Genomic DNA, 20203 nt, shown 5'->3' with positions numbered 1-20203 from the left:
TAATGGCTAACGGCTAACGGGCAATTAGCCAGTCTTCGATTCGGATTAACTCAGCATTTTGCCGGTGACAGACAGCCCTTCCACAATCAGAGATGGGGTATAGACCGAACCATTCCACTCGGCGTCGCCTCCCAATGCCACTAGCTGCTTGAGGGCTGCGTATACGTTACCTGCCACCATCGTATCTTTTACCCTGCCGACCACCTGACCGTTCTTGATCCGGTAGCCCAGGTCAACGTTAATCGAGAAGTCCCCCGAAATCCCAGAACCGCCTCCCAGCATCTGATCTACTACCAGCCCATCACCCATCTGCTGCATTAAGCTCAGCAGATCCCCAGTTCCCGGATGAATCAGCAAATTAAATAGCCCCGGTGTCGGGTAACTACCTAAACCGGGACGAAACCCGTTTCCAGTAGTCCCGCTACCCAGCTGGCGTCCGGTCGTGCGGTCGGTATAAAACAGCTGCAAAATGCCGTCTTTGATAAATTCCAGATTCCGCGTGACCGTGCCTTCATCATCAAAAGGACAGCTAAACGGCCCAGATTCTGGGTTTTGGGTAATGGTGAGGGCTTTTGAAGTCACGGGTTCGCCCAAGCGATCGCTCCACGGCGAAGCCCCCTCAAGGGTTCGTTTCCCATTCAGTGCAGCTGAGAGGGTTCCCCAAAGCATATCCGCTGCTTTGGCGGTAAATAACACGGGCACGCGACCGATGGGGGGTGAAATGTTTTCTTTCGCCCACGCTAACCGCTGCAAAATTTGGTTTGCCAAGGCGACCGGATCGAGGCTATCCCGCTGGGTTTGTCCATCGCCAACGCTCAAGAAATCATCCCCCCGCACCCATTCGGCTGCCAGATAACAGCTGAGGGTCGTATCGGTATAGCGACAATCCAATCCTTTGGTGTTGACAAGGCGCGTCGTTTCTGCTTCGCATTCCCATTGAGCGGTGCAGAGGACTTCTGGGTAGGCATCTCGGACGAGGGCGATCGCTTCTTTGCCCATTAATATCAGCTCCTCCACGGGCATAAACTCGCCCAAGTCGGGATACTTAGATGCCCGCCCCTCAGTCAATTCCACGGTTTCCACTCCGTTGAGTGCCGACAAAGCGAGCGCTCGATCTACCAGTGCTTGCGGTTCCACAGGCCCATAAGCAACGGCTAAACCCGGACGCCCTTCTCGCCACAGCCGCAACGCCGTCCCTTCTGATTGGGCACTTTCCAGTTGTTTGAGCCGGTTGGCTTCAAAAAAAACTGGGCGAGAAAGCGATCGCGCTTGATAAACCTCCGCTGCCTCGGCTCCGGAACGAGTGGCTAACTCCAATAACTGCTCTGCTAGCGTCTCTTGTGGTAAATCGTTAAAACCCATATTCTGACCGTGGAATTTATTGATGGAACCGCCAAGACGCCCTCATAAAGTCAAAGTAGAAAGTGCGAAATTCTGTCGTTCAGTCTCAAAATCCGCGCTTTTACTCCGACTTTTATGCTTGTCTGAGAGCCTTTTTTTATGTCTTTGTCTTCTATTCTCCCAGTCTGGTTGCGAAACCGAAAGATTTACTTTGGAATCAATTTAACTTAGAGGCAATTCTTGCATTAGCCAAAAACCCGCAAAGGATTCTGATTGCGGATCGGACTGAATCGCTAAAAAATGCAACATCCCAGCTTTTCGCTTGGCATCCTCAAAGTTTTCGGCTTCCGTCAAAGTTTTTGAATCTTTGATACTTGCCAAAATCCAGCTATTACTCTCACCCGTCTCTAAAAGCAATCTAGGCGGTGTGTTCCGATTAAATTTCAGGAACGCCGGTTCAATTCCCGACATCCAGCCAGCCATTGGCACTGCTCTGGGAGAGAAAATCACCACCCCTGGAATCTGCGTCTCCGGTGGCAAAGGCGCGAAATCTCCTAATCCAATGAGTGGGAAAGCTTCTCGAAAGCCAATGTCCCACTCGTGCATTTCCTCAAAGGCTTCTGCTGACAAGGTTACAAATGCCCACTTTTGCCCAATCAGCGCATCCGGTAAAGGTTGGGGCGGCTGGGGTTGGTATTGGACAGAGGGATTCGGGGCAACTCCTTGGTAGCCCGATTGCTGGGGATAAACGTCCTGCATCCGCTCTTGCAGCCACCGATACAATGTAAAAGTTCGGCGGCTCAGCTGAGCGGAAATGCCCAACTCATCGCAGGCTTTCACAATCATTTTGGTCATCGGGCGGCGGAAGAAGCGGATTTTTTGAGGAGGTTCAGCTGCCCTAGCGATCGCTTCTTCCAACGTCGTTCGCAGCCAGATCGAATTTACCGTGCTATTGGGGCAAAACTCGGCGTAACGAAACAGGGACTCAGGTTTGGTGCGGATATCCAATGGACTTTCGCACACCAATAATTCCCAAATCTTTTTCTGTTGTTCGTCCAAAATTGGACGCGAATAAAAATCTAATTCCCAAACTGTTCCCATGCCGCGCCGTTAAAATCTGGTCACTTCCTTCATAATACGTTTGAAGCATCCTTTTACTCATGATTTACATCGACGGTTCCTACGGAGAAGGCGGCGGACAGGTTTTACGGACTTCCCTCAGCCTGGCGGCGATCGCAGGTCATCCGATCCGAATCGGGCGGGTTCGGGCGGGACGCAAAAAGCCCGGACTCGCTGCCCAACACTTAACGGCTGTGCGTGCCGCTGCTGCCATCTGCGGAGCGAAAGTGCAGGGGGATACGTTAGGTTCAACGGCTTTAGAGTTTATTCCGGGTGATTCAATCCAACCGGGAAAATACACGTTTGATGTCACCGAAGCACAAGAAGGCGGTTCGGCGGGTGCTGTCACTTTGGTTTTGCAGACAATTTTGCTGCCTTTAGCGATCGCGCAGGGAGAATCGCAGGTGACGCTGCGCGGCGGCACCCATGTCGCCTATAGTCCCGCTTATACCTACATCGAGCAAGTCTACTTGCCTCTGTTACGTCAGATGGGAGTGGAAGCTGAGGTGAGGATACGCAGTTGGGGGTGGTATCCCCAAGGCCAAGGAGAAGTGGAACTTCGCGTTAGCGGTAGGGGCGTTAGGGGTAAGAACAGGGAAATCCAACCATTGCGAGGGATTAGCCTTCTGGAACCTGGAGAATTTCAGCAGGTGCGGGGGATTGCTGTGGTGACACAACTTCCTTCCCACATTCCCCAACGGATGGCTAGCCGCGCCGAGAATGTGTTGCATCAGGCAGATCTCAAAGCCACTGTCCAACCCTTACGGGAAAGGGGTATCGCACCGGGGGCGGGGATTTTCCTCACCGCTGAGTACGAGAATAGCAAGGCTTTCTTTGGTGCTTTGGGACGTCTGGGACTGCCAGCCGATAAAGTTGCCGATATGGCTTGTCAGGAGTTGCTGGATTTTCATAACACTGGCGCACCCGTCGATGTACACCTGGGGGATCAGTTGCTATTGCCAGCGGCTTTAGCTGACTCGACGAGTCAATATCGAGTGGCGGAGATTAGCACCCACCTAACGACCAATGCATGGGTGATTGAGCAGTTTGGGTTGGCATCAATAACGATTGATGAAGTCGATCGTCGGGTGACGGTAACACCCAACCCCGATAGATGAGTAGGGACAGTTAGGCGATCGCTTCTAAATTTCCAGTTAATTTAAACACGACAACGGCTCCCATACTGCTAATATTGCCCTCATCGCCGCAGACTTTGATGTTCGCTGCTGCAACAAAATGGACTAATGGCTGACCTACCTCCTTCATTGCCACCAGGGTGTGTTCTCCGACCAGCCCGTGCGGAAGAAAAATGGTTAATTCAGCAATTATTATTAGAATTCACAAAATCTGAGGCTTTAAAATTTGATTTGAGAGTTTTATCTTTCAATTTCCTAATTTTGATTGCCTTGACTTTTTTCATGCTAGCAATCATACAAATTATCAAAATTCTTGCTTCTAATTTCTTGCTCGGAATTCTTTTATTTCTTATCCTTGCACTTCTTTTTATTGTTACTCTTTGTTTAGCAGCTTCCTTTATTCTATTTTTCTTCTCAATTTTTACCTATGCTTTTGTCAATTGGTCGCGGTTCTGGGTCATTGAATGTAATGGAAGCTTAGTAGCTTGCGGTGAAATAAACGGCTACAATACGCACTCTATGCTGTATTACTTATTTGTGAAACCTGTTTGGCGCAGCCAGCACCTGGGTTCCTATCTAGTGAAGCGTCTTGTTCAAGAAGCGACCCACCCCCTCTATTTAGTCTGTAAGCCTAAATTAGTACGATTTTATTCGCAACTTGGCTTTACGATTGTTCCTTGGCAAGAAATCTCACAGCCTCTCAAATCAAGTTTTCACATTTTCCAACTAGATACCCTAATTAGTGGAAATGTTTGGACAGTTATGCGGTATCAAAGTTAGAAAAATCAGGGATTTTTGTAAAATCCCTGATTTTTGCGATTGAATTCTTAAGGAACATCAATCGGAATCAAGGCATTTTCAGGCACATAGCTACTAAACCGTTCGCCATCCGCTAAGATAGCTACCATCCGCAGCGGAAAATCTGGACCGATTTGCAAATCTGCCCAAGGAACTGCCACTTCCAAACACTTATTTAAACCCACTTGAGCGCGGCTAAACCGAGGATGCCACTTGAGATGTTCCCCAGCCTCCTCAAACTCAATCGTGTGAGTCAGTAAGTTAATCCCTAAATGGTGGTGGAACAGATAGTTCAGTGGCGCTTCGTCAGGTAAATTTTCCAGCGGAATGGGGCTATTGTGCATTGTTTGGTTGGGATAGAACCACAGCAAATGCAACTCTGGCGGACAGCCTTTACCCGGTTGAATGCCGGTCTGGAAGTCCAGCCGTAGATAGAAGTTAAGGTGATCCACGCCGTACCAAAGACGCTGAATGGCACTGCTCTTGTGCATCGTACCCCGCGATCCGCCCACATCAATCCGACCAGCGCGATCCCAATCCTGTTCGTCACCCAGTCCATCGATGGTGGGATGAATAAAGCCTTGGGGTCGATGGTCTCCCCGCGCTTCGTGAGCTTCTACGGGTTGGCGCAAGTTCGACGGGATCGGCTCATTTAAAGCTTGGTAAATCGCACACAGGTGTTCCCGGAACAGCTGGTCGAACATGGCATCTTGGTTTGAGGAATGACCTTCGCCAAACCACCAGAACCAATCGGAACCTTCTGCGGCGTACAAAGCTTCCCAAACTTCTGGATTGTTTTCCTCGGTTGCTTCTGGATGGCTAGCCAAGACTTTCCGCGCATCTTCTAAGAGATCCCAGGCGCGATTTTTGGCGGGATCGCCAATCCAAGTTGTAAAGCTGCCATCGACCCAAGAGCCGCTGTGCAGCTGCTCGGCGGGGATGGTTGCCTTGGGAGGGAACTGGTCTAGAAATTCCGAAACCGTGACCAATTTCAGCTCTGAGTGGTCGCTCAGCGTTTGATAAAGAGCTTCTAAGAAGGGCTTACCATCCAGATGGTAGTGTTCCCAACAGTTTTCGCCATCAAGGGCAATGTTGACCAGCCACGGTTGTTCTAGGGCTGTACCGCCTCCTTTCTGGCGGTGTTTCAGGGTGCGAGCGATCGCTTCCAAATGCCCGACTAAGTCGGCGGCGGCGCGGCGCGGTTCCATCGCTCCATAAGTAAAGCCAATTAAATCTGATAATCGGTGATCCCGAAACACCATCGCTAAGTCGCCGAACTCGGTTTGCAGCCGATAAGGTTGATATAGTAATTCGGGTTCGTAGACATTCCCCGCGCCGTCTCGATGGAAAAATTGCTTCTTAGACCAACCTAAGACGGCTTCATCCGAGCAGATCCACTTATATCCTTGCTTGGCGATATAAGGCAAAATTTCGGGGCTGACCGATTGTTCTGAAGGCCACAAACCACGCGGTTCTTGCCCAAACCGATCTTTATACATATCCCAAGCTTTTTGGAGATGTCTGGGGATATCTTCAGCCCACTGGAAGCGCTGCTTCGGCAAGGTCATGTTGGGCACCGCCACCCGACCGGAGTTGGTATCGTTCAGTAAGGGCAAAATTGGGTGCGTGTAGGGCGTTGTCGATACTTCCAGTTGCCCCGCTTCTTGCATCTGCCGGTGCTGCGGAATGATGCGACTCAAGATTTCTCGTTGTTTAGAGAAAATTCGCTGGCGATCGCTTAAAGTAAAGTTTCTTCCCTGCTTCAACCAGCCCTCAATCTCTGGATCGTCCCAAAACAAAGGATCGATCCACGCCAGATTATGCCAAGCGAGCAAATCGCTGTAATCTTGCGGATTCCAATTTGTCCAACACCATTCTTCCCCCTTTTCTTGACGTTGCCCGTACAGTTCTCCGTAGCGAGGATGAGGGTCAATTAAGGTATGGTGATTGGCGTCAAAAAAATGCTCAATAATAAATCTTTTTTGTTCATCACTCAGTTGCTGTTCCGGCGTCAAAGCTGCTGCTAAGTACGGGTCCATCGCCGTGCCAGCAACATAATCCTCTAACTGCAAAATCAAAGATGGCACGAGATTAACCGTTTGATGCAGCTTCGGATAACGAGCCAGCAGCAGCACTAAATCTAGGTAATCTTTCGTCCCATGCAGCCGCACCCACGGCAAACGATACTGATTGACTGCGCGGCTTTTGTACAGAGGTTGATGTTGATGCCAGATGAAAGAGATATAGAGAGGATGGGGCATAGGAAAAGTAAATAGTAGAAACTAAAAAGGCAAAAGAAATATCTGTTTTATTTCTTTTGCCTTTGGCTTTGAAAAGACTGGTTCAATTAAACTAAAAAGGCAAAAGAAATCAGAAAAAATCTTTTGCCTTTTGCCTTTTACCTTGTGCCTTTAAAGGACTTGCTCAACTTCGGCAATTTCGGGGATAAATTCACGCAAGCGGCGCTCAATTCCCATTCTCAGCGTCATTGCTGAACTAGGGCAAGATCCGCAGGCTCCTTGGAGGCGTAGCTTCACGACTGGACCGTCGATGTCTACCAGCTCAACGTTACCACCATCGGACATTAAGTAAGGGCGCAGTTCATCCAAAACTTGTTCGACGTTTTCTGAAGTCAGTGCCAGTGTTTGTGACATGGTTAGTTTACCTTATCGAATCTTTCTTTCTATTGCAGCTATGTTGATCCTAGTTCACGCAGAGATAAAAACTCATCGCGAAAATGGAGAACACTGGGGACAGCCGAGAGGGTATCGTAACGCGGACCGCCTATACCGCTGCTGGTTCCAGTAACTTGACGTTCGCGTAGTTGAACTCGGTGGTCGTTTTTTGACCTTGCTCATTCGCGTGAATTACCTGCTTGGTCATCACGTAGTAATCGCCGACTTTCTGGAAGGTATCCTCAAATTGCATTTCTCTGAGCAATTCACCTGTCTGAGGATTCCGGAAGACAACATCGTAGCGACTGGCGGCGTAGCCTTCTCCTGTGTCTAAACTTTCAGCGGTATCGATGACAAATGCCATTCGACCCATTACCCGACTCACCTGGCAAATTTCAGTGCCTCGGATTTTGTAGTTAGATCCCATCGCATCGCCTTTAACCAGAATTTCCGTAGCGCCGCTGGCGTCCGTTTCCCCCAGGTTAAATTCGTTCTTGCCGTGAGCTTTGTCAAAAGACCCCCGCTTGCGGTGGGTGACAATATCCCTGAGCTGAGTATAGATGCTCTCTTGCACCGTTTCGTCTTCGATGCCGGTAACTTCAACAGTCATGTCGCTGTTGATGCGAATTTTGCCTTTGTAGACTTCATCACCTTGCTTGAGTTCTACATCAGCACTATATCCTGGGAAATTAGTATCCCAGGTGTAGCGGTTTTCGTAGGCAGCCCGAAACAAGTCACGAGCATTTGCTTGCTCAGTCATAGACTCTTACTTTAATCAACTTCTTTCCTAGTGTAAAAATGTTTGCAGAGTAGTGACACGCTTTGGCGACACAATTCTCTGAAAACTGGGGTTAGCAGAAAAATCCGATAGCGTCGCTGTACCCACCTAGATTAATAGCCCTATTGAACCCGTCTGTGGCGTAGTCATCATCACTGAAGCTTGATACAGGGGTACAGTGACCATGACTGTTGAGCCGAGTCCTTCGCCGTAACGATGAACATGAATATTGCCAGCCATTGCTTCAAGCAGTTTTTGAGAGATTGTTAGTCCGAGTCTCGTCCCCGCATCGGGAGTTGTGTGAGATCCATTCACTTTACCGAACAATTGAAACTAAGGCACCGGCTTATGTCCAATTCTTTTCCCAAACTTTCAACCGTTTGCTGAAAATCGCTTTTAGATCGAGTGTGCGATCGCTCCTGTTAGCAATTTGGTTCAAAGTTTTGGTACGGTTCGGAAATTGGCTCAGTCATAGAATCCTGTTGACCTCGCAGGCTATGTTGGCGTGCTTGCTTTCTCGAAATTTCATCGTAGAGCCTGAAACTACCAGCAAGCAGCTTGTTTGTGCTTTCAACTGGTAGAGCCAACTCAATCCAATTTCATCAATCCCCGAAAGTAGCACCTACATTAACAATCCATCGAACCTGTCTGTTGCGTTGAAATCATTACCGGCTCTTGATACAGAGGCACGGTGAACGTAACGGTTGAACCCAGCCCTTCGCCCATACTGTAGAAGTTTACGACCCCACCCATTGCTTCTACCAGCCTTTGAGATATTGCCAATCCCAATCCGGTACCACCGTACTGTCTAGTGCGAGAGCCATCCACCTGGCTAAATGATTGAAATAGTTTGTCTTGCTTGTCAAGGGAGACGCCAATTCCCGTATCGGCGACTTGGACTTTCACGACGCCTGGACATTCCTGTCCTCCAAACTTAAGTTTCTTTTTACTGACCTCGGCACTGACCGTGACGCCGCCTTCATGGGTAAATTTGATTGCATTCCCTATCAGGTTTAACATCACCTGGAGCAGCCGCTGGTAGTTGCCATACAGGATAATTTCATCGTAGGTAGATGGCATTTGAATGCATAAGCTCAGGTTTTTCTGCTGCGCCTGATTCTGGGTAAATTCCTCGACATCCCCGAATAGTTCTTCCAGCTTCACCTGTCCCAGTTCCAGCTCCATTTTGCCTGCTTCAATTTTGGCGACATCGAGAATGTCATTGATCAGGTTGAGGAGATGTAAAGCTGAACGGTAAGCATCTTGGATAAAATCCAGTTGCTCTTCTGGCTCGTCTACCGTCCCATCTAGGATCAGCTTCAGGGAGCCAATCATGCCGTTTAGCGGTGTCCGAAGTTCGTGGGAAGTATTTGCCAGAAACTCTGATTTGAGGCGAGAAGCTTCTTCTGCTTGTTCGCGGGCTTCTTCTAATTCTTTATACAGGGTGGCGTGAGCGATCGCGGTTCCCACCTGATCTGCCAGTTCTCTAACTAACTCAACTTCGGCATCGTTCCATCGCCGAGTGCGATCGCACTGTTGCAAAGCGATGACGCCATTTGGCTGGTTTTGATAGCAGGTAGAAACGACTAATACCGATTGTTGCCCAAACGCATTCACCCCAGCCTGTTCTACCACAACTGGCTCGCCTTGTGTCTCCAGTGCTTGCCTTAGGTAGGGTTGCTCGGCAAGCTGTAACTGTTGTCCCAGCATCGACCGAAACGTCTCCTGGCAATACTCCGCCACCACCTGCACTTTGGGCTTAGAACTTTCGTAGTTGCAGATGATGCAGCGACTAACGTTAAGCGCTTCTCCTAGTCCTCTAACCGTTTGCTGCCAAATGGTATCTAGATCGAGCGTGCGACGGATATTCCTAGCAATCTGACTCAGCAGTTTTTGGTACTGATCTGGACTTGACACAGTTGACTCGAAAGTTGGCAGTGAGACATTAACAGGAGCCGCCATCAGAGTATACCTGTAAACTGCAAAAGGAGAAGAAGCTAATGATTACCAGCCGTTTTCTGTGATAGATACAACCTCAAAAGACTTGCCCTGCGGCTAAAGTCTACATCTAGAGTGTTCTTTATTTTTCATTAATCGTTCCATTCTCCTCTCGGAGGCACGGGCGGATTCCTCTCTAGGTTCCGAGTCAGTTCATCATCTCGATCTCGTTCGCCTCTAAGCCACTGCCGAATTGCCGTCTCAATGACCTTACTCGGATCGTTGGTCAGGTGCTTAATTTGTGCTAACAGTTCAGAATCAAGGTGGATAGAAATTTCCACCTTTTCGGCTGAACCCTGAGAATATCTGGCCCGATCGTTCATATCAGTGCAGTGATGACATTTCCAAGCAAAACCAACGCGGAAGAGGATGCGCCGTCTTTCCATGCTAACTGCTGATGCAAGCAACGCAGTCAGTAGAATGCAGCTCCTATCCTAATGGGCAACAAAATTTTGCAATTCCGATCCCTAGTATGCATTCTGACATTCTCTGGGCGCTAACTGCTAGTTGGCAATAGCGCTCTATTTTCTGGTGAGGACGGCTGCTCCTGAAGCATTGCCACTTTTCGGTAGAGAAGTCGTTCTCTCATCAGAAAATTACCCTTTTTTTAAAGGTTTTTCATCAGAGCAGTTTTTGCATGGATTTAATTCCAATGTGCCCTAATCTACTTGAATACACAAGATTTCTTTTTAAGTCTTTAGATTCACAATACCTTTTGCTGTGTTCTCATCACCCTCCCATGCCAAATTAAATGGTTATCGCTTCGCTTGACTGACTGTTTGACAGTTACTCAGTCCTCCTTCCTCAACCCTCAGTCCTCCTTCCTCAACTCTCAGTCCTCCCTCCTCAACTCTCAGTCCTCAGTCCTCAACTCTCAGTCCTCAGTCCTGCATCTATTTTTATCGCTGTCTCTGATTTAGGTAAACCGCGCAGATTTTCTACTGTATAGTCATCGAAGGCGGTAACTGTCCTACTCAAAGTTAAAGAATTGTTTCACGTTGACAGTTAGGACATATCTGCGGCTGTCCTAACTGCCTGGGCATCGGAAACATTACAATATTTGAAGTCCGCTGAACTTTTCAATTGCCGTTCGTGCCTTTTTGTTTGGCTATGACTGACGTACCTGTTTCTCGCATTCGTAATTTCTCGATCATTGCCCACATTGACCACGGAAAATCCACTCTGGCGGATCGCCTCTTGCAGTTTACGGGCACGGTGCAAGATCGGCAGATGAAGGAACAGTTCCTGGACAATATGGATTTAGAACGGGAGCGCGGCATTACGATTAAGCTGCAAGCTGCCCGAATGAACTATACCGCTAAGGATGGTCAACAGTACGTTCTAAATCTAATTGATACACCTGGTCACGTAGATTTTTCCTACGAGGTGTCGCGTTCCCTCGCCGCTTGCGAAGGTGCACTCTTGGTCGTGGATGCCTCTCAAGGGGTGGAAGCGCAAACGCTTGCCAATGTTTATCTCGCCCTTGAGAATAATCTGGAAATTATTCCAGTATTAAATAAAATCGATCTCCCTGGAGCTGAGCCAGATCGGGTAAAGGGAGAAATTGAAGAAATTATCGGACTGGATTGTAGCGGTGCAATTCTCGCTTCTGCCAAAGAAGGGCTTGGGATTGACGAGATCCTGGAGTCGATCGTTCACTTAGTCCCGCCGCCGATAGATACGGTGTCGCAACCGCTGAGAGCTTTAATTTTTGATAGTTACTATGACAGCTATCGGGGTGTAATTGTATACTTCCGAGTGATGGATGGTACGGTCAAAAAAGGCGATCGCGTTCGTCTGATGGCGACCGGCAAAGAATATGAAATTGACGAATTGGGTATCCTTTCCCCGACTCAGAAGCCGGTGAACGAACTGCACGCCGGAGAAGTGGGCTACCTAGGAGCGGCGATTAAAGCGGTGGAAGATGCTCGCGTGGGCGACACCATTACCCTAGCGAATGCCCCTGCTAGCGAGGCATTGCCCGGTTACACCGAAGCGAAGCCGATGGTCTTTTGCGGCTTGTTCCCTACCGATGCTGACCAATACCCAGACTTACGGGAAGCCCTGGAAAAACTGAAATTAAATGATGCGGCGTTGAACTACGAGCCGGAAACGTCCAGCGCGATGGGGTTTGGCTTCCGCTGCGGCTTCTTGGGCTTGCTGCACATGGAGATCGTCCAAGAGCGTCTAGAGCGGGAATACGATTTAGATTTGATTATCACCGCTCCTTCGGTGGTCTATCGTGTGATCACCAATAAGGGAGAGGAAGTTTACATTGATAATCCCAGCCACCTACCGCCGCCGAACGAACGGGAAAAAATAGAGGAGCCTTATGTCAAGGTAGACATGATTACCCCAGAAGTCTATGTAGGGACTTTGATGGAGTTATGTCAAAACCGGCGTGGTGTCTTCAAAGATATGAAGTATTTAACGCAGGGGCGAACCACGCTGACTTATGAGTTACCCCTGGCGGAAGTGGTGACGGACTTTTTTGACCAAATGAAGTCCAGAACTCGCGGCTATGCCAGTATGGAATATCATTTGATTGGCTATCAGGAAAATCCCCTGGTTAAGCTAGATATTTTAATCAACAACGACCCCGTTGATGCCTTGGCGATGATTGTGCATCGGGATAAGGCTTACAACGTAGGACGTGGTTTGACAGAAAAGTTGAAGGAACTGATTCCCAGGCATCAGTTCAAGATTCCGATTCAAGCCGCGATTGGCAGTAAGATTGTCGCCAGCGAACATATCCCCGCTTTGAGAAAAGATGTGCTTGCCAAGTGCTACGGCGGTGATATTTCTCGAAAGAAAAAGTTGTTGCAGAAGCAGGCTAAAGGGAAGAAGCGCATGAAGTCGATTGGGACGGTTGATGTACCGCAATCAGCTTTCATGGCAGTGTTGCGCCTGGATCAAGAGTAGCGCTTGGATTGAGACTACTGAATTGAGACTTACGCTGGATTTTTAAGCTAAGCTTAGGAATCCAGCGTATTTTCATAGCTTGGCGTCTTAAATAGGGTACTATTCCAGGCGAAGAGTGGGAAAGGAACGAACTTGAGGCGAAGAAATGAATGCCGAGGAGCGATCGCTAATCTTTACATTATCTTCATCGATATCTTCAAAGATTTATTGAAAATGCAGGTACATCTGGACACCATCGCATGGCAAGGTTAGTCTAAGATGGATTCCAACTCTTAAAAGACTCAATTGCCAGATGAGAATTTTAGTCACAGGTGGTGCTGGTTTTATCGGTTCCCATCTGATCGACCGGCTAATGACGCAAGGGCATGAAGTCATTTGCCTCGATAACTTCTATACCGGACACAAACGCAACATCCTGAAGTGGCTGGATAATCCATATTTTGAACTCATCCGTCACGACATCACCGAACCGATACGCTTGGAAGTGGAGCAAATTTATCACCTAGCTTGCCCCGCCTCTCCAGTACACTACCAGTTCAACCCAGTAAAGACCGTGAAAACGAATGTCCTGGGTACACTGAATATGTTAGGACTGGCAAAGCGGGTGAAGGCGAGATTACTCTTGGCTTCCACCTCAGAAGTGTACGGCGATCCTGAAATCCACCCCCAGACTGAAGAATATCGCGGTAATGTCAATACGATAGGAATTCGCTCCTGCTATGACGAAGGCAAGCGAATTGCAGAAACACTGGCGTTTGACTATTATCGCCAGAATCATGTAGAAATTCGAGTCGCGCGAATCTTCAACACCTACGGCCCTCGAATGTTAGAAAATGACGGTCGAGTGGTTAGCAACTTTGTAGTGCAAGCTCTGCGGGGTACCGCCCTAACCGTTTATGGTGATGGTTCGCAAACCCGAAGTTTCTGCTACGTTTCAGACCTAGTAAAAGGGCTGATGCGGCTGATGAATGGCGAGCATACGGGACCGATTAATTTAGGGAATCCCGATGAATATACGATTTTAGAGCTGGCTGAGGCTGTCCAAAAGATGGTGAACCCAGACTCGAAGATTAAGCTTGAGCCACTGCCAGAAGACGATCCTCGCCGACGGCGTCCGGATATCACGCGGGCAAAGACTTGGCTGGATTGGGAGCCAACAATACCCTTGCAAGAAGGGTTACAACTGACTATAGAAGATTTTCGCGATCGCTTAGCTTCTCTGCCGGAGAATCGCATCCACAGCGATTCGTGAATTAGAGTCCTTTGTCAAAAGTTAATTATCAATGACTTTTAACAAAAGACTACCCAACAGAATCGTACCCCCAGAACTGTCATTCCAATTTTTTTGAGGTTTACTCCTATGCGTGTTTGCGTAATTGGCACTGGATATGTTGGCTTGGTCACGGGTGCCAGTCTTGCTCATATTGGACATCATGTCATCTGCGTTGACAATAACGAAGAAAAAGTCAAGTTGATGAAAGCGGGACAGTCCCCGATTTATGAGCCAGGACTGTCAGAAATTATGCAATCGGCTTCCCAGTCAGGGCATCTTGAGTTCACTACCGATTTGGGTGCTGGAGTGGCTCATGGAGAAATTTTGTTCATCGCAGTAGGGACGCCCGCTTTGGCAAATGGTGAAAGCGATACCAGGTATGTTGAAGCCGTTGCCCGTGGAATTGGCGCTCATCTTGACGGTGGTTACAAAGTCATTGTGAATAAATCCACAGTGCCAATTGGTTCTGGGGACTGGGTACGGATGATTGTACTTGATGGCGTGCTGGAGCGCCAAAAGTCCTTAGTGGGAGCTGGTGGCGTTGTTACCGAGGAGCTGACACTAGAAACAACTCCTCAGTTTGATGTTGTTAGCAATCCAGAATTTTTGCGCGAAGGTTCGGCAGTTTACGACACCTTTAACCCGGATCGGATTGTGCTGGGTAGCACCAATCCGAAAGCGATCGCCATGATGCAGGAACTCTATGCTCCCATTGTCGAGCGCCAGGTGGCAGAAGACAAATCCTTACCGCAAGTGCCCGTCGTGGTGACAGACATCAACTCTGCTGAGATGATTAAGTACGCCGCCAATGCCTTCCTCGCAACCAAAATCAGCTTTATCAACGAAGTTGCTAATATTTGCGATCGCGTTGGTGCTGATGTTACCCAAGTCGCTAAGGGCATCGGTTTGGATTCTCGGATTGGTAACAAGTTCTTGCAAGCTGGGATTGGCTGGGGTGGTTCCTGCTTCCCGAAAGATGTCTCGGCTTTGATTCATACCGCGGACGACTACGGCTATGAAGCTCAACTGCTCAAATCTGCTGTGAGTGTCAACCAGCGCCAGCGCGTGATTGCGATCGAAAAACTGCAACAGGCGCTAAAAATCCTCAAAGGCAAAACGGTGGGATTGCTAGGTCTGACTTTCAAACCCGATACCGATGATATGCGCGATGCTCCAGCGCTCAATCTCATCGAGCAACTCAACCGGCTGGGAGCGAAAGTGAAAGCCTACGATCCAATTGTTTCTTCAACTGGGATGCGTCATGGGTTAACCGGCGTGATGGTGGAAACCGATCCCGAACGGCTGGCTGATGGCTGTGACGCCCTTGTGTTGGTGACAGACTGGCAGCAGTTCCAGACCCTAGACTACAGCAAAATGTCTAAGCTGATGAACAACGCGGTGATGATTGATGGTCGTAACTTCCTCAACCGGAAGGAAATAGAAAGCGCCGGTTTCCAATACATCGGTGTTGGTCGCTAGGAAAAGTTTTGAGTTAGGGAGTTATGAGTTAATAACTCATAACTCCCTAACTCTTTGCCTGACTTGGTGCCAGATTAGACCAGCGACAATTAATCCCAGACCCATTTGCCAGATTTGCGGCTCTACCCAGAAAGCCAGGAACAGGCAAGATCCTAGACCTGCCCAGGCTATCCATTTGGGATAGAGCCGTTCTGAATCTGGCATTTTTAATGCTGCCAGATTGGTAATTGCATAGTAAATCAAGACGTTAAAGGCACTGAACGACCAAGTCGTTTTGACATTGCCAAGCAGAACTAAAAGAGCGATCGCAATTCCTACCACGACCACGGCTAAATCGGGTGTCGTTCCTTGCCGATTTAGCCGTGCCAAAATTCTGGGCATATCCCGGCGTCTTCCCATCGCCAGCAGCACGCGGGACAAACCCAAAATCAAGTTTAATAGTACCCCCAGCATCGCCGCGATCGCACCAATTGATAAAATCGCCGCACCTCTTGAACCGGCAACGCTGCGAACTGCCACCTCGAGGGGTGCTGCCTGTGCCTGGGTTGCTTTGCCCAAAATTTCTGTCCCGACCGCCCCAATGCCAACCGTTGCCACTGCCATGTAAAGCAGCATTGTCACCCCCAGGCTAACAATCATCGCGATTGGGATTGTCTTCCGGGGTTCCCGTGCTTCCTCGCCCAACGTGGCAATCCTTCCATAACCCGTGTAAGCCACAAACATCAGCGCACTGGCTTGGAGTACCGTCGCCGGAGAACTTTTGAAAAATGGCGTGAGATTTTCTGTACCAACCTCTGTGGCGCGGGGTAGACAGATAAGGACAAAGAAAATTAAAGAGAGCAGCGACACCGAGACGATGGCAATATTGGCGCGATTTGAGCGGCGAATCCCGCTCAAAACAATTAAAGTCATCAAAATCGCCGCAGCTAGCGCCGTGGGAATCAGAAATCCCCGCCCATACAAACCCGTCGCATTCAGCAAGTAGCCAGCAAAACCCAAAGCTGCCGTTGCTGCTGAAGCAGTCTTTGCCAATAGAAACATCCAGCCTGCGGTAAAACCCAGACTCGGATTGAGATACTTGTAGCCATATTCGTAGCTGCCACCGCTGACGGCGTGATTCGCTGCTAACTGGGCACTATTGAGACCATTGCAGGTTGCCACGACGGCTCCAATCGCGATCGCCAAAATTACCGCCGGTCCTGCGATTCCGGCGGCAATGCCGATGCTGACAAACACGCCCGTGCCTACGATCGAACCCAAACCCATCATCGTGGCACCCAAAACCCCTAACTCTCTCTGAAGCTGCGGGGGTGAGGTTCCAGCAGTCACAAGATATCTCCCAGATAACACTACTGTTATCCTAAGGCTGAGAGGTTAAGACACAGTTGTGCGATCGCTGACCTTTACGAATTAAGGATAGAAAAGGGGTGTTCAACCACCGCTCCTTATCCCTGTTCCTTTTAACGCGGTTCTGACCCTGCGATTGCCTACTAACCGATGACGATTGACTAAAATCAAGGGTTATTGGGAACGCGCTCGATTTGGGCATAGCCACTGAAAATTAGCTTATCTCCTTGGGTTTCCAAGCGGTTAATTCGCATGGTTACGCCGTCGAGATTAAAGCGATCCAAATCGACCATGTTATCTAAAATTTCAGAAAATGCCGAGGTCAACGTCTGAGAAATCTCCCGTGTTTCTTCTGGCACCGCCTCTGCCTGAAATTGAGGATCTTTAAACCGAATTCGACGTCGCCGTTCCACGCTTAAGGTTGATTTCATGCTGAGTGGCACCAATCCTTTTTCGCCCAAATCTGCCTTTGCAAAAATTTGCACTTGGTTTTCGGGCAGCAGCTGTACTTGGACTTCGGTAAAGGAAACGGGCTGACCGCCAGATAAATCTGTCAAAGCTGGTGTGGAAATATCTTGCAGGCGCTTCTGCACCAGTTCTGCCTGAAAGGATTGGTTAATATCTGCCTGGGTTAGCGTCACCTGTACAACTGCCTGGGTGGGTTGCTTAAGGCGAATCTGACCTTGCATTACACAACTGAAGTCAATCGAGACGGCGTCTGTCTCAAACGACATCTCCTCGGTGCGAAACTCGCGGCGAATCACAAGACCACTACCGCTCATTTTGAAGCTGTCAATACTGCCCTGCAAAAGCTTGCTGGAGGGATAGCAGCGAACAGCAACTTCCACAGACTCACTCTGGGTAAACATGTGGCGAATAGTCTTGCTAGCGACTGTATTGAGGAGGCGTTCTCCCCAATCAGTGCCAGTATTGTTTGTGAAACCAGTAAGGCCGCCTAACATAATGTTTCGCGTCCATAAGAGTGCTTACTCTCTTGTTTGTAACAAAATATTAACAAATAAGCAAGAAGACCTAAGACAGAGAGAACCCCAGAGAGCCTACTGCTTAAGGTTATCAGCCGGAAAATGGCGCGATTGATAGAATTTTCTGAATTTTCCAATTAGTTACAACAATTAGAGTCGCAGATGTGAGCAGATCGCCCTCTTGATGCGCGATCGCCTACAACATCACTAGGTGCTGCAAAGACTCTGGGCTGAAGATCCCAGATTACTGCCAAAAGTTGCAAAGTATCATTGGAGACAATTAAATTTCACAATCTCTAGAGTCTTCCGATGCCAGTAAGGGCAGGGCTTCCCTACTCCTTATGACAGATACACGAAAATTATTTGGAGTGTGGCAACGAAAGCATCGTGACTCAGACTAGGGGAATTTTGAGCGACTGGTGTGGGATGAACACTGTTCTGTATTCTTAAGTTGACGGCGATGACACGGATCATTATTCGATATTACGATCCTAGCTATCCCTATCTAGAACGGGCTATCCGTTCGATTCAGGGAGATTTTGATATTGTTGTATACGATGATGGAAGCAATATTTTTCCTGATTTGGCTGCTGTTAAAAGTAGATGCCAAATTAGACGACTAGAGCATAAAGGGCCAGCTTCTACGCTGATACAGGCTCTGACTGATGCAAAAAGAGAAAATGTAAAACAAGTATTTATTCTAGATGGGGATGATGAGGCGCTAGAGAGTTTACCAAGCTTTCTCAATGCATCCTTAGCATTACCTTATACAGCAGTTATCGGGCGGTTCAAGGATGTGCCTTCCCCGATTTACCAAGCCCAGGGAAATGAATTATTTCGAGAAGCGATCGCTAATTTAAAATTCTGCCCTCCCTGCTTCAGCCTCAAGATTGGAGACTGGGTACAAGACTTGCCCCGCATCTTCAACCTAGTGCAAACCGAATATCTCTCAACTGGCACTTTATTTTTAAGCTTATTCCTCTCTGGTCAAACCGGGATTTCTGTTGCTGAACAAGTGATTATCTGGAGACAGCACGAAGCCCAAACTTACAGACATCACCACCAGGAAAGACATTTAACAGTACAGAGAATTTGGCAAATTTACCATCAAAAAGCTTTCGAGGAATATAGTCAAATCTTGCATCTCAATCTCCATGATGCTGTTGCTTATTACAATCGGGGTAATACTTGCTCCAGACTTGGCGATGGGCAAAAAGCAATTGAGGATTACACTCAGGCGTTGAATATCAATCCTAATTTTCCTGAAGCTTACACTAATCGAGGTGTCGCACGCTTCGATTTAGGAGATAGTCAAGGAGCGATTGACGATTATACTCTGGCATTGCAGCTTAATCCTAACTTTGCCGCCGCCTACAATAACCGGGGAAATGCCCATTCTAAATTGGGTAACTATCCAGAAGCGATCGCCGATTTGCAGACATCTGCTCAACTTTTCTCTGTTCAAGGGGATATAAGTAACTACCAGGGATCGCAAAACCTCTTAGCTGAAGCCTATTTTAAAATGGGAGCAAGATTGTGGATGCAAGAACAGATTGAACAAGCGATCGCTTGTTATCAGAAAGCGCTGGAAGTTAAACCTGACTTTCCTGAAGCCTACTACGATTTAGGCATGATTTTCCAGCAAAAGGGTAGAGTTGCCGAGGCAATGAGCTATTACCGTAAACTCTTAACAATCAAGCCTGAATTTTCAAAAGCTCGTTATCAAATTGAGATAATATTGAAAGGTTATCAATTTTCTACAGACTGGTTTAGCCGCAACCTTGATATTTTGAATGAGCATGTTAAACCCTTATCTAAAATACCTGGATTAAATATTTTAGAAATAGGCAGTTGGGAGGGACGATCTACTTGCTGGTTTTTAGAAAATATTTTGATAGATAGTTCTAGCCAAATTACCTGTATAGATACCTTTGCAGGTAGCTTAGAACATCAAAGATATGATTGTGACTATCTAAGCTCTATAGAAGAGCGATTTGACTTTAATATAAATCGTACAGGTGCAGCGGAAAAGGTGCGGAAAATAGTAGGTAAATCTCAACGAATATTGCGTTCGTTACCCTTGGATTTTTATGATTTAGTTTACATTGATGGCTCCCACCTAGCCAGCGATGTTCTGGAAGATGCAGTTTTAAGTTGGGCGCTTGTTAAAGTTGGCGGCACGATCATTTTTGACGATTATGATTTTATTTTTGCAGAAAATTCCTTTCAAAATACTAAGGTGGGGATAGACGCTTTTATATCAGTATTTTCCGATAAAATTAAATTCATCCATAAGTCTCATCAAATTCTTCTAAAAAAACTTTTTTCTTAGACTTGGTTGTTTTTAGTTCCTG

17 protein-coding genes and 1 pseudogene are annotated in these 20203 nt (G+C 47.9%); 7 read left to right on the top strand and 11 right to left on the bottom strand.

Going from position 1 to position 20203, the window contains the following annotated elements:
• Positions 1 to 45: 45 nt before the first annotated feature.
• Positions 46 to 1362, bottom strand: coding sequence for a TldD/PmbA family protein (locus H6F50_RS11195; RefSeq protein ID WP_190428753.1), 1317 nt, complete (start codon positions 1360 to 1362; stop codon positions 46 to 48).
• A 201-nt stretch (positions 1363 to 1563) separates the two neighbouring features.
• Positions 1564 to 2442, bottom strand: a complete 879-nt coding sequence (locus tag H6F50_RS11190) for a Tab2/Atab2 family RNA-binding protein (RefSeq protein ID WP_190428752.1) — start codon at positions 2440 to 2442, stop codon at positions 1564 to 1566.
• Positions 2443 to 2501: 59 nt separating this feature from the next.
• On the opposite strand from H6F50_RS11190, the gene rtcA reads away from it, so the two are divergent.
• Positions 2502 to 3578 (top strand): RNA 3'-terminal phosphate cyclase, encoded by a 1077-nt coding sequence (gene rtcA, locus H6F50_RS11185; protein ID WP_190428751.1) that lies wholly within the window; start codon positions 2502 to 2504, stop codon positions 3576 to 3578.
• A gap of 10 nt (positions 3579 to 3588) precedes the next feature.
• On the opposite strand, the gene H6F50_RS11180 is transcribed toward rtcA, so the two are convergent.
• A complete protein-coding gene (locus H6F50_RS11180; RefSeq protein ID WP_190428750.1) occupies positions 3589 to 3726 on the bottom strand; it encodes a hypothetical protein in 138 nt (45 codons plus the stop codon).
• On the opposite strand from H6F50_RS11180, the gene H6F50_RS11175 reads away from it, so the two are divergent.
• Positions 3705 to 4376, top strand: a complete 672-nt coding sequence (locus H6F50_RS11175; RefSeq protein ID WP_190428749.1) for a GNAT family N-acetyltransferase — start codon at positions 3705 to 3707, stop codon at positions 4374 to 4376. The genes H6F50_RS11180 and H6F50_RS11175 overlap by 22 nt on opposite strands.
• Before the next feature lie 47 nt (positions 4377 to 4423).
• On the opposite strand, the gene H6F50_RS11170 is transcribed toward H6F50_RS11175, so the two are convergent.
• The 6 genes and pseudogenes from H6F50_RS11170 to H6F50_RS11145 form a co-directional block, all read right to left on the bottom strand.
• Positions 4424 to 6655 carry a glycoside hydrolase gene (locus H6F50_RS11170; RefSeq protein ID WP_190428748.1) on the bottom strand — a complete coding sequence of 744 codons (2232 nt, stop codon included), beginning with the start codon at positions 6653 to 6655 and terminating at the stop codon, positions 4424 to 4426.
• 150 nt (positions 6656 to 6805) lie between these two features.
• Positions 6806 to 7048 carry a NifU family protein gene (locus H6F50_RS11165; protein WP_190411328.1) on the bottom strand — a complete coding sequence of 81 codons (243 nt, stop codon included), beginning with the start codon at positions 7046 to 7048 and terminating at the stop codon, positions 6806 to 6808.
• Positions 7049 to 7178: 130 nt separating this feature from the next.
• Positions 7179 to 7829: a DUF3386 domain-containing protein gene (locus H6F50_RS11160; protein WP_190428747.1), complete on the bottom strand. Its 651-nt coding sequence runs from the start codon at positions 7827 to 7829 to the stop codon at positions 7179 to 7181.
• 126 nt (positions 7830 to 7955) lie between these two features.
• Entirely contained in the window at positions 7956 to 8162 is a 207-nt protein-coding gene (locus tag H6F50_RS11155) for a hypothetical protein (RefSeq protein WP_190428746.1), read from the bottom strand.
• Positions 8163 to 8474: 312 nt separating this feature from the next.
• A pseudogene (locus H6F50_RS11150) lies at positions 8475 to 9749 on the bottom strand (ATP-binding protein); the annotation flags it as partial.
• A gap of 188 nt (positions 9750 to 9937) precedes the next feature.
• Positions 9938 to 10168: a type II toxin-antitoxin system CcdA family antitoxin gene (locus H6F50_RS11145; protein WP_190411356.1), complete on the bottom strand. Its 231-nt coding sequence runs from the start codon at positions 10166 to 10168 to the stop codon at positions 9938 to 9940.
• Positions 10169 to 10624: 456 nt separating this feature from the next.
• On the opposite strand from H6F50_RS11145, the gene H6F50_RS11140 reads away from it, so the two are divergent.
• From H6F50_RS11140 to H6F50_RS11125, 4 genes are all read left to right on the top strand, one after another.
• Complete coding sequence (locus H6F50_RS11140; RefSeq protein ID WP_190428745.1) at positions 10625 to 10765, top strand: hypothetical protein; 141 nt, start codon at positions 10625 to 10627, stop codon at positions 10763 to 10765.
• A gap of 190 nt (positions 10766 to 10955) precedes the next feature.
• Complete coding sequence (gene lepA, locus H6F50_RS11135) at positions 10956 to 12767, top strand: translation elongation factor 4 (RefSeq protein ID WP_190411324.1); 1812 nt, start codon at positions 10956 to 10958, stop codon at positions 12765 to 12767.
• Between the two features lie 292 nt (positions 12768 to 13059).
• Positions 13060 to 14019 carry a UDP-glucuronic acid decarboxylase family protein gene (locus H6F50_RS11130; RefSeq protein WP_190428744.1) on the top strand — a complete coding sequence of 320 codons (960 nt, stop codon included), beginning with the start codon at positions 13060 to 13062 and terminating at the stop codon, positions 14017 to 14019.
• A gap of 108 nt (positions 14020 to 14127) precedes the next feature.
• On the top strand, positions 14128 to 15519 hold the full coding sequence (locus H6F50_RS11125; RefSeq protein ID WP_190411322.1) for a UDP-glucose/GDP-mannose dehydrogenase family protein: 1392 nt from the start codon (positions 14128 to 14130) through the stop codon (positions 15517 to 15519).
• A 36-nt stretch (positions 15520 to 15555) separates the two neighbouring features.
• Here H6F50_RS11125 and H6F50_RS11120 read toward each other — a convergent pair whose 3' ends face one another.
• Positions 15556 to 16848, bottom strand: coding sequence for an amino acid permease (locus H6F50_RS11120; RefSeq protein WP_190428743.1), 1293 nt, complete (start codon positions 16846 to 16848; stop codon positions 15556 to 15558).
• A gap of 185 nt (positions 16849 to 17033) precedes the next feature.
• Positions 17034 to 17828 (bottom strand): DUF2993 domain-containing protein, encoded by a 795-nt coding sequence (locus H6F50_RS11115; RefSeq protein ID WP_190428742.1) that lies wholly within the window; start codon positions 17826 to 17828, stop codon positions 17034 to 17036.
• 481 nt (positions 17829 to 18309) lie between these two features.
• Here H6F50_RS11115 and H6F50_RS11110 point away from each other — a divergent pair, with 481 nt between their 5' ends.
• The gene (locus H6F50_RS11110) at positions 18310 to 20181 is read left to right on the top strand and encodes a tetratricopeptide repeat protein (protein ID WP_190428741.1); all 1872 of its coding nucleotides are present in this window, start codon (positions 18310 to 18312) and stop codon (positions 20179 to 20181) included.
• Positions 20182 to 20203: the final 22 nt, after the last annotated feature.

Source organism: Coleofasciculus sp. FACHB-712 (assembly GCF_014695635.1).
Classification (GTDB): Bacteria; Cyanobacteriota; Cyanobacteriia; order Cyanobacteriales; family FACHB-T130; genus FACHB-T130.
The sequence above is the reverse complement of the archived record's forward strand: the minus strand, read 5'-3'. Positions and strand labels throughout refer to the sequence as shown.

Excerpts from the sequence above, each read along its gene's own strand:
- H6F50_RS11190 (WP_190428752.1), bottom strand. The coding sequence starts at position 2,442 with ATGGGAACAGTTTGGGAATTAGATTTTTATTCGCGTCCAATTTTGGAC.
- H6F50_RS11115 (WP_190428742.1), bottom strand. The coding sequence starts at position 17,828 with ATGTTAGGCGGCCTTACTGGTTTCACAAACAATACTGGCACTGATTGG.
- rtcA (WP_190428751.1), top strand. The coding sequence starts at position 2,502 with ATGATTTACATCGACGGTTCCTACGGAGAAGGCGGCGGACAGGTTTTA.
- H6F50_RS11165 (WP_190411328.1), bottom strand. The coding sequence starts at position 7,048 with ATGTCACAAACACTGGCACTGACTTCAGAAAACGTCGAACAAGTTTTG.
- H6F50_RS11130 (WP_190428744.1), top strand. The coding sequence starts at position 13,060 with ATGAGAATTTTAGTCACAGGTGGTGCTGGTTTTATCGGTTCCCATCTG.
- H6F50_RS11175 (WP_190428749.1), top strand. The coding sequence starts at position 3,705 with ATGGCTGACCTACCTCCTTCATTGCCACCAGGGTGTGTTCTCCGACCA.
- H6F50_RS11160 (WP_190428747.1), bottom strand. The coding sequence starts at position 7,829 with ATGACTGAGCAAGCAAATGCTCGTGACTTGTTTCGGGCTGCCTACGAA.
- lepA (WP_190411324.1), top strand. The coding sequence starts at position 10,956 with ATGACTGACGTACCTGTTTCTCGCATTCGTAATTTCTCGATCATTGCC.
- H6F50_RS11195 (WP_190428753.1), bottom strand. The coding sequence starts at position 1,362 with ATGGGTTTTAACGATTTACCACAAGAGACGCTAGCAGAGCAGTTATTG.
- H6F50_RS11170 (WP_190428748.1), bottom strand. The coding sequence starts at position 6,655 with ATGCCCCATCCTCTCTATATCTCTTTCATCTGGCATCAACATCAACCT.
- H6F50_RS11110 (WP_190428741.1), top strand. The coding sequence starts at position 18,310 with ATGACACGGATCATTATTCGATATTACGATCCTAGCTATCCCTATCTA.
- H6F50_RS11125 (WP_190411322.1), top strand. The coding sequence starts at position 14,128 with ATGCGTGTTTGCGTAATTGGCACTGGATATGTTGGCTTGGTCACGGGT.
- H6F50_RS11180 (WP_190428750.1), bottom strand. The coding sequence starts at position 3,726 with ATGAAGGAGGTAGGTCAGCCATTAGTCCATTTTGTTGCAGCAGCGAAC.
- H6F50_RS11145 (WP_190411356.1), bottom strand. The coding sequence starts at position 10,168 with ATGAACGATCGGGCCAGATATTCTCAGGGTTCAGCCGAAAAGGTGGAA.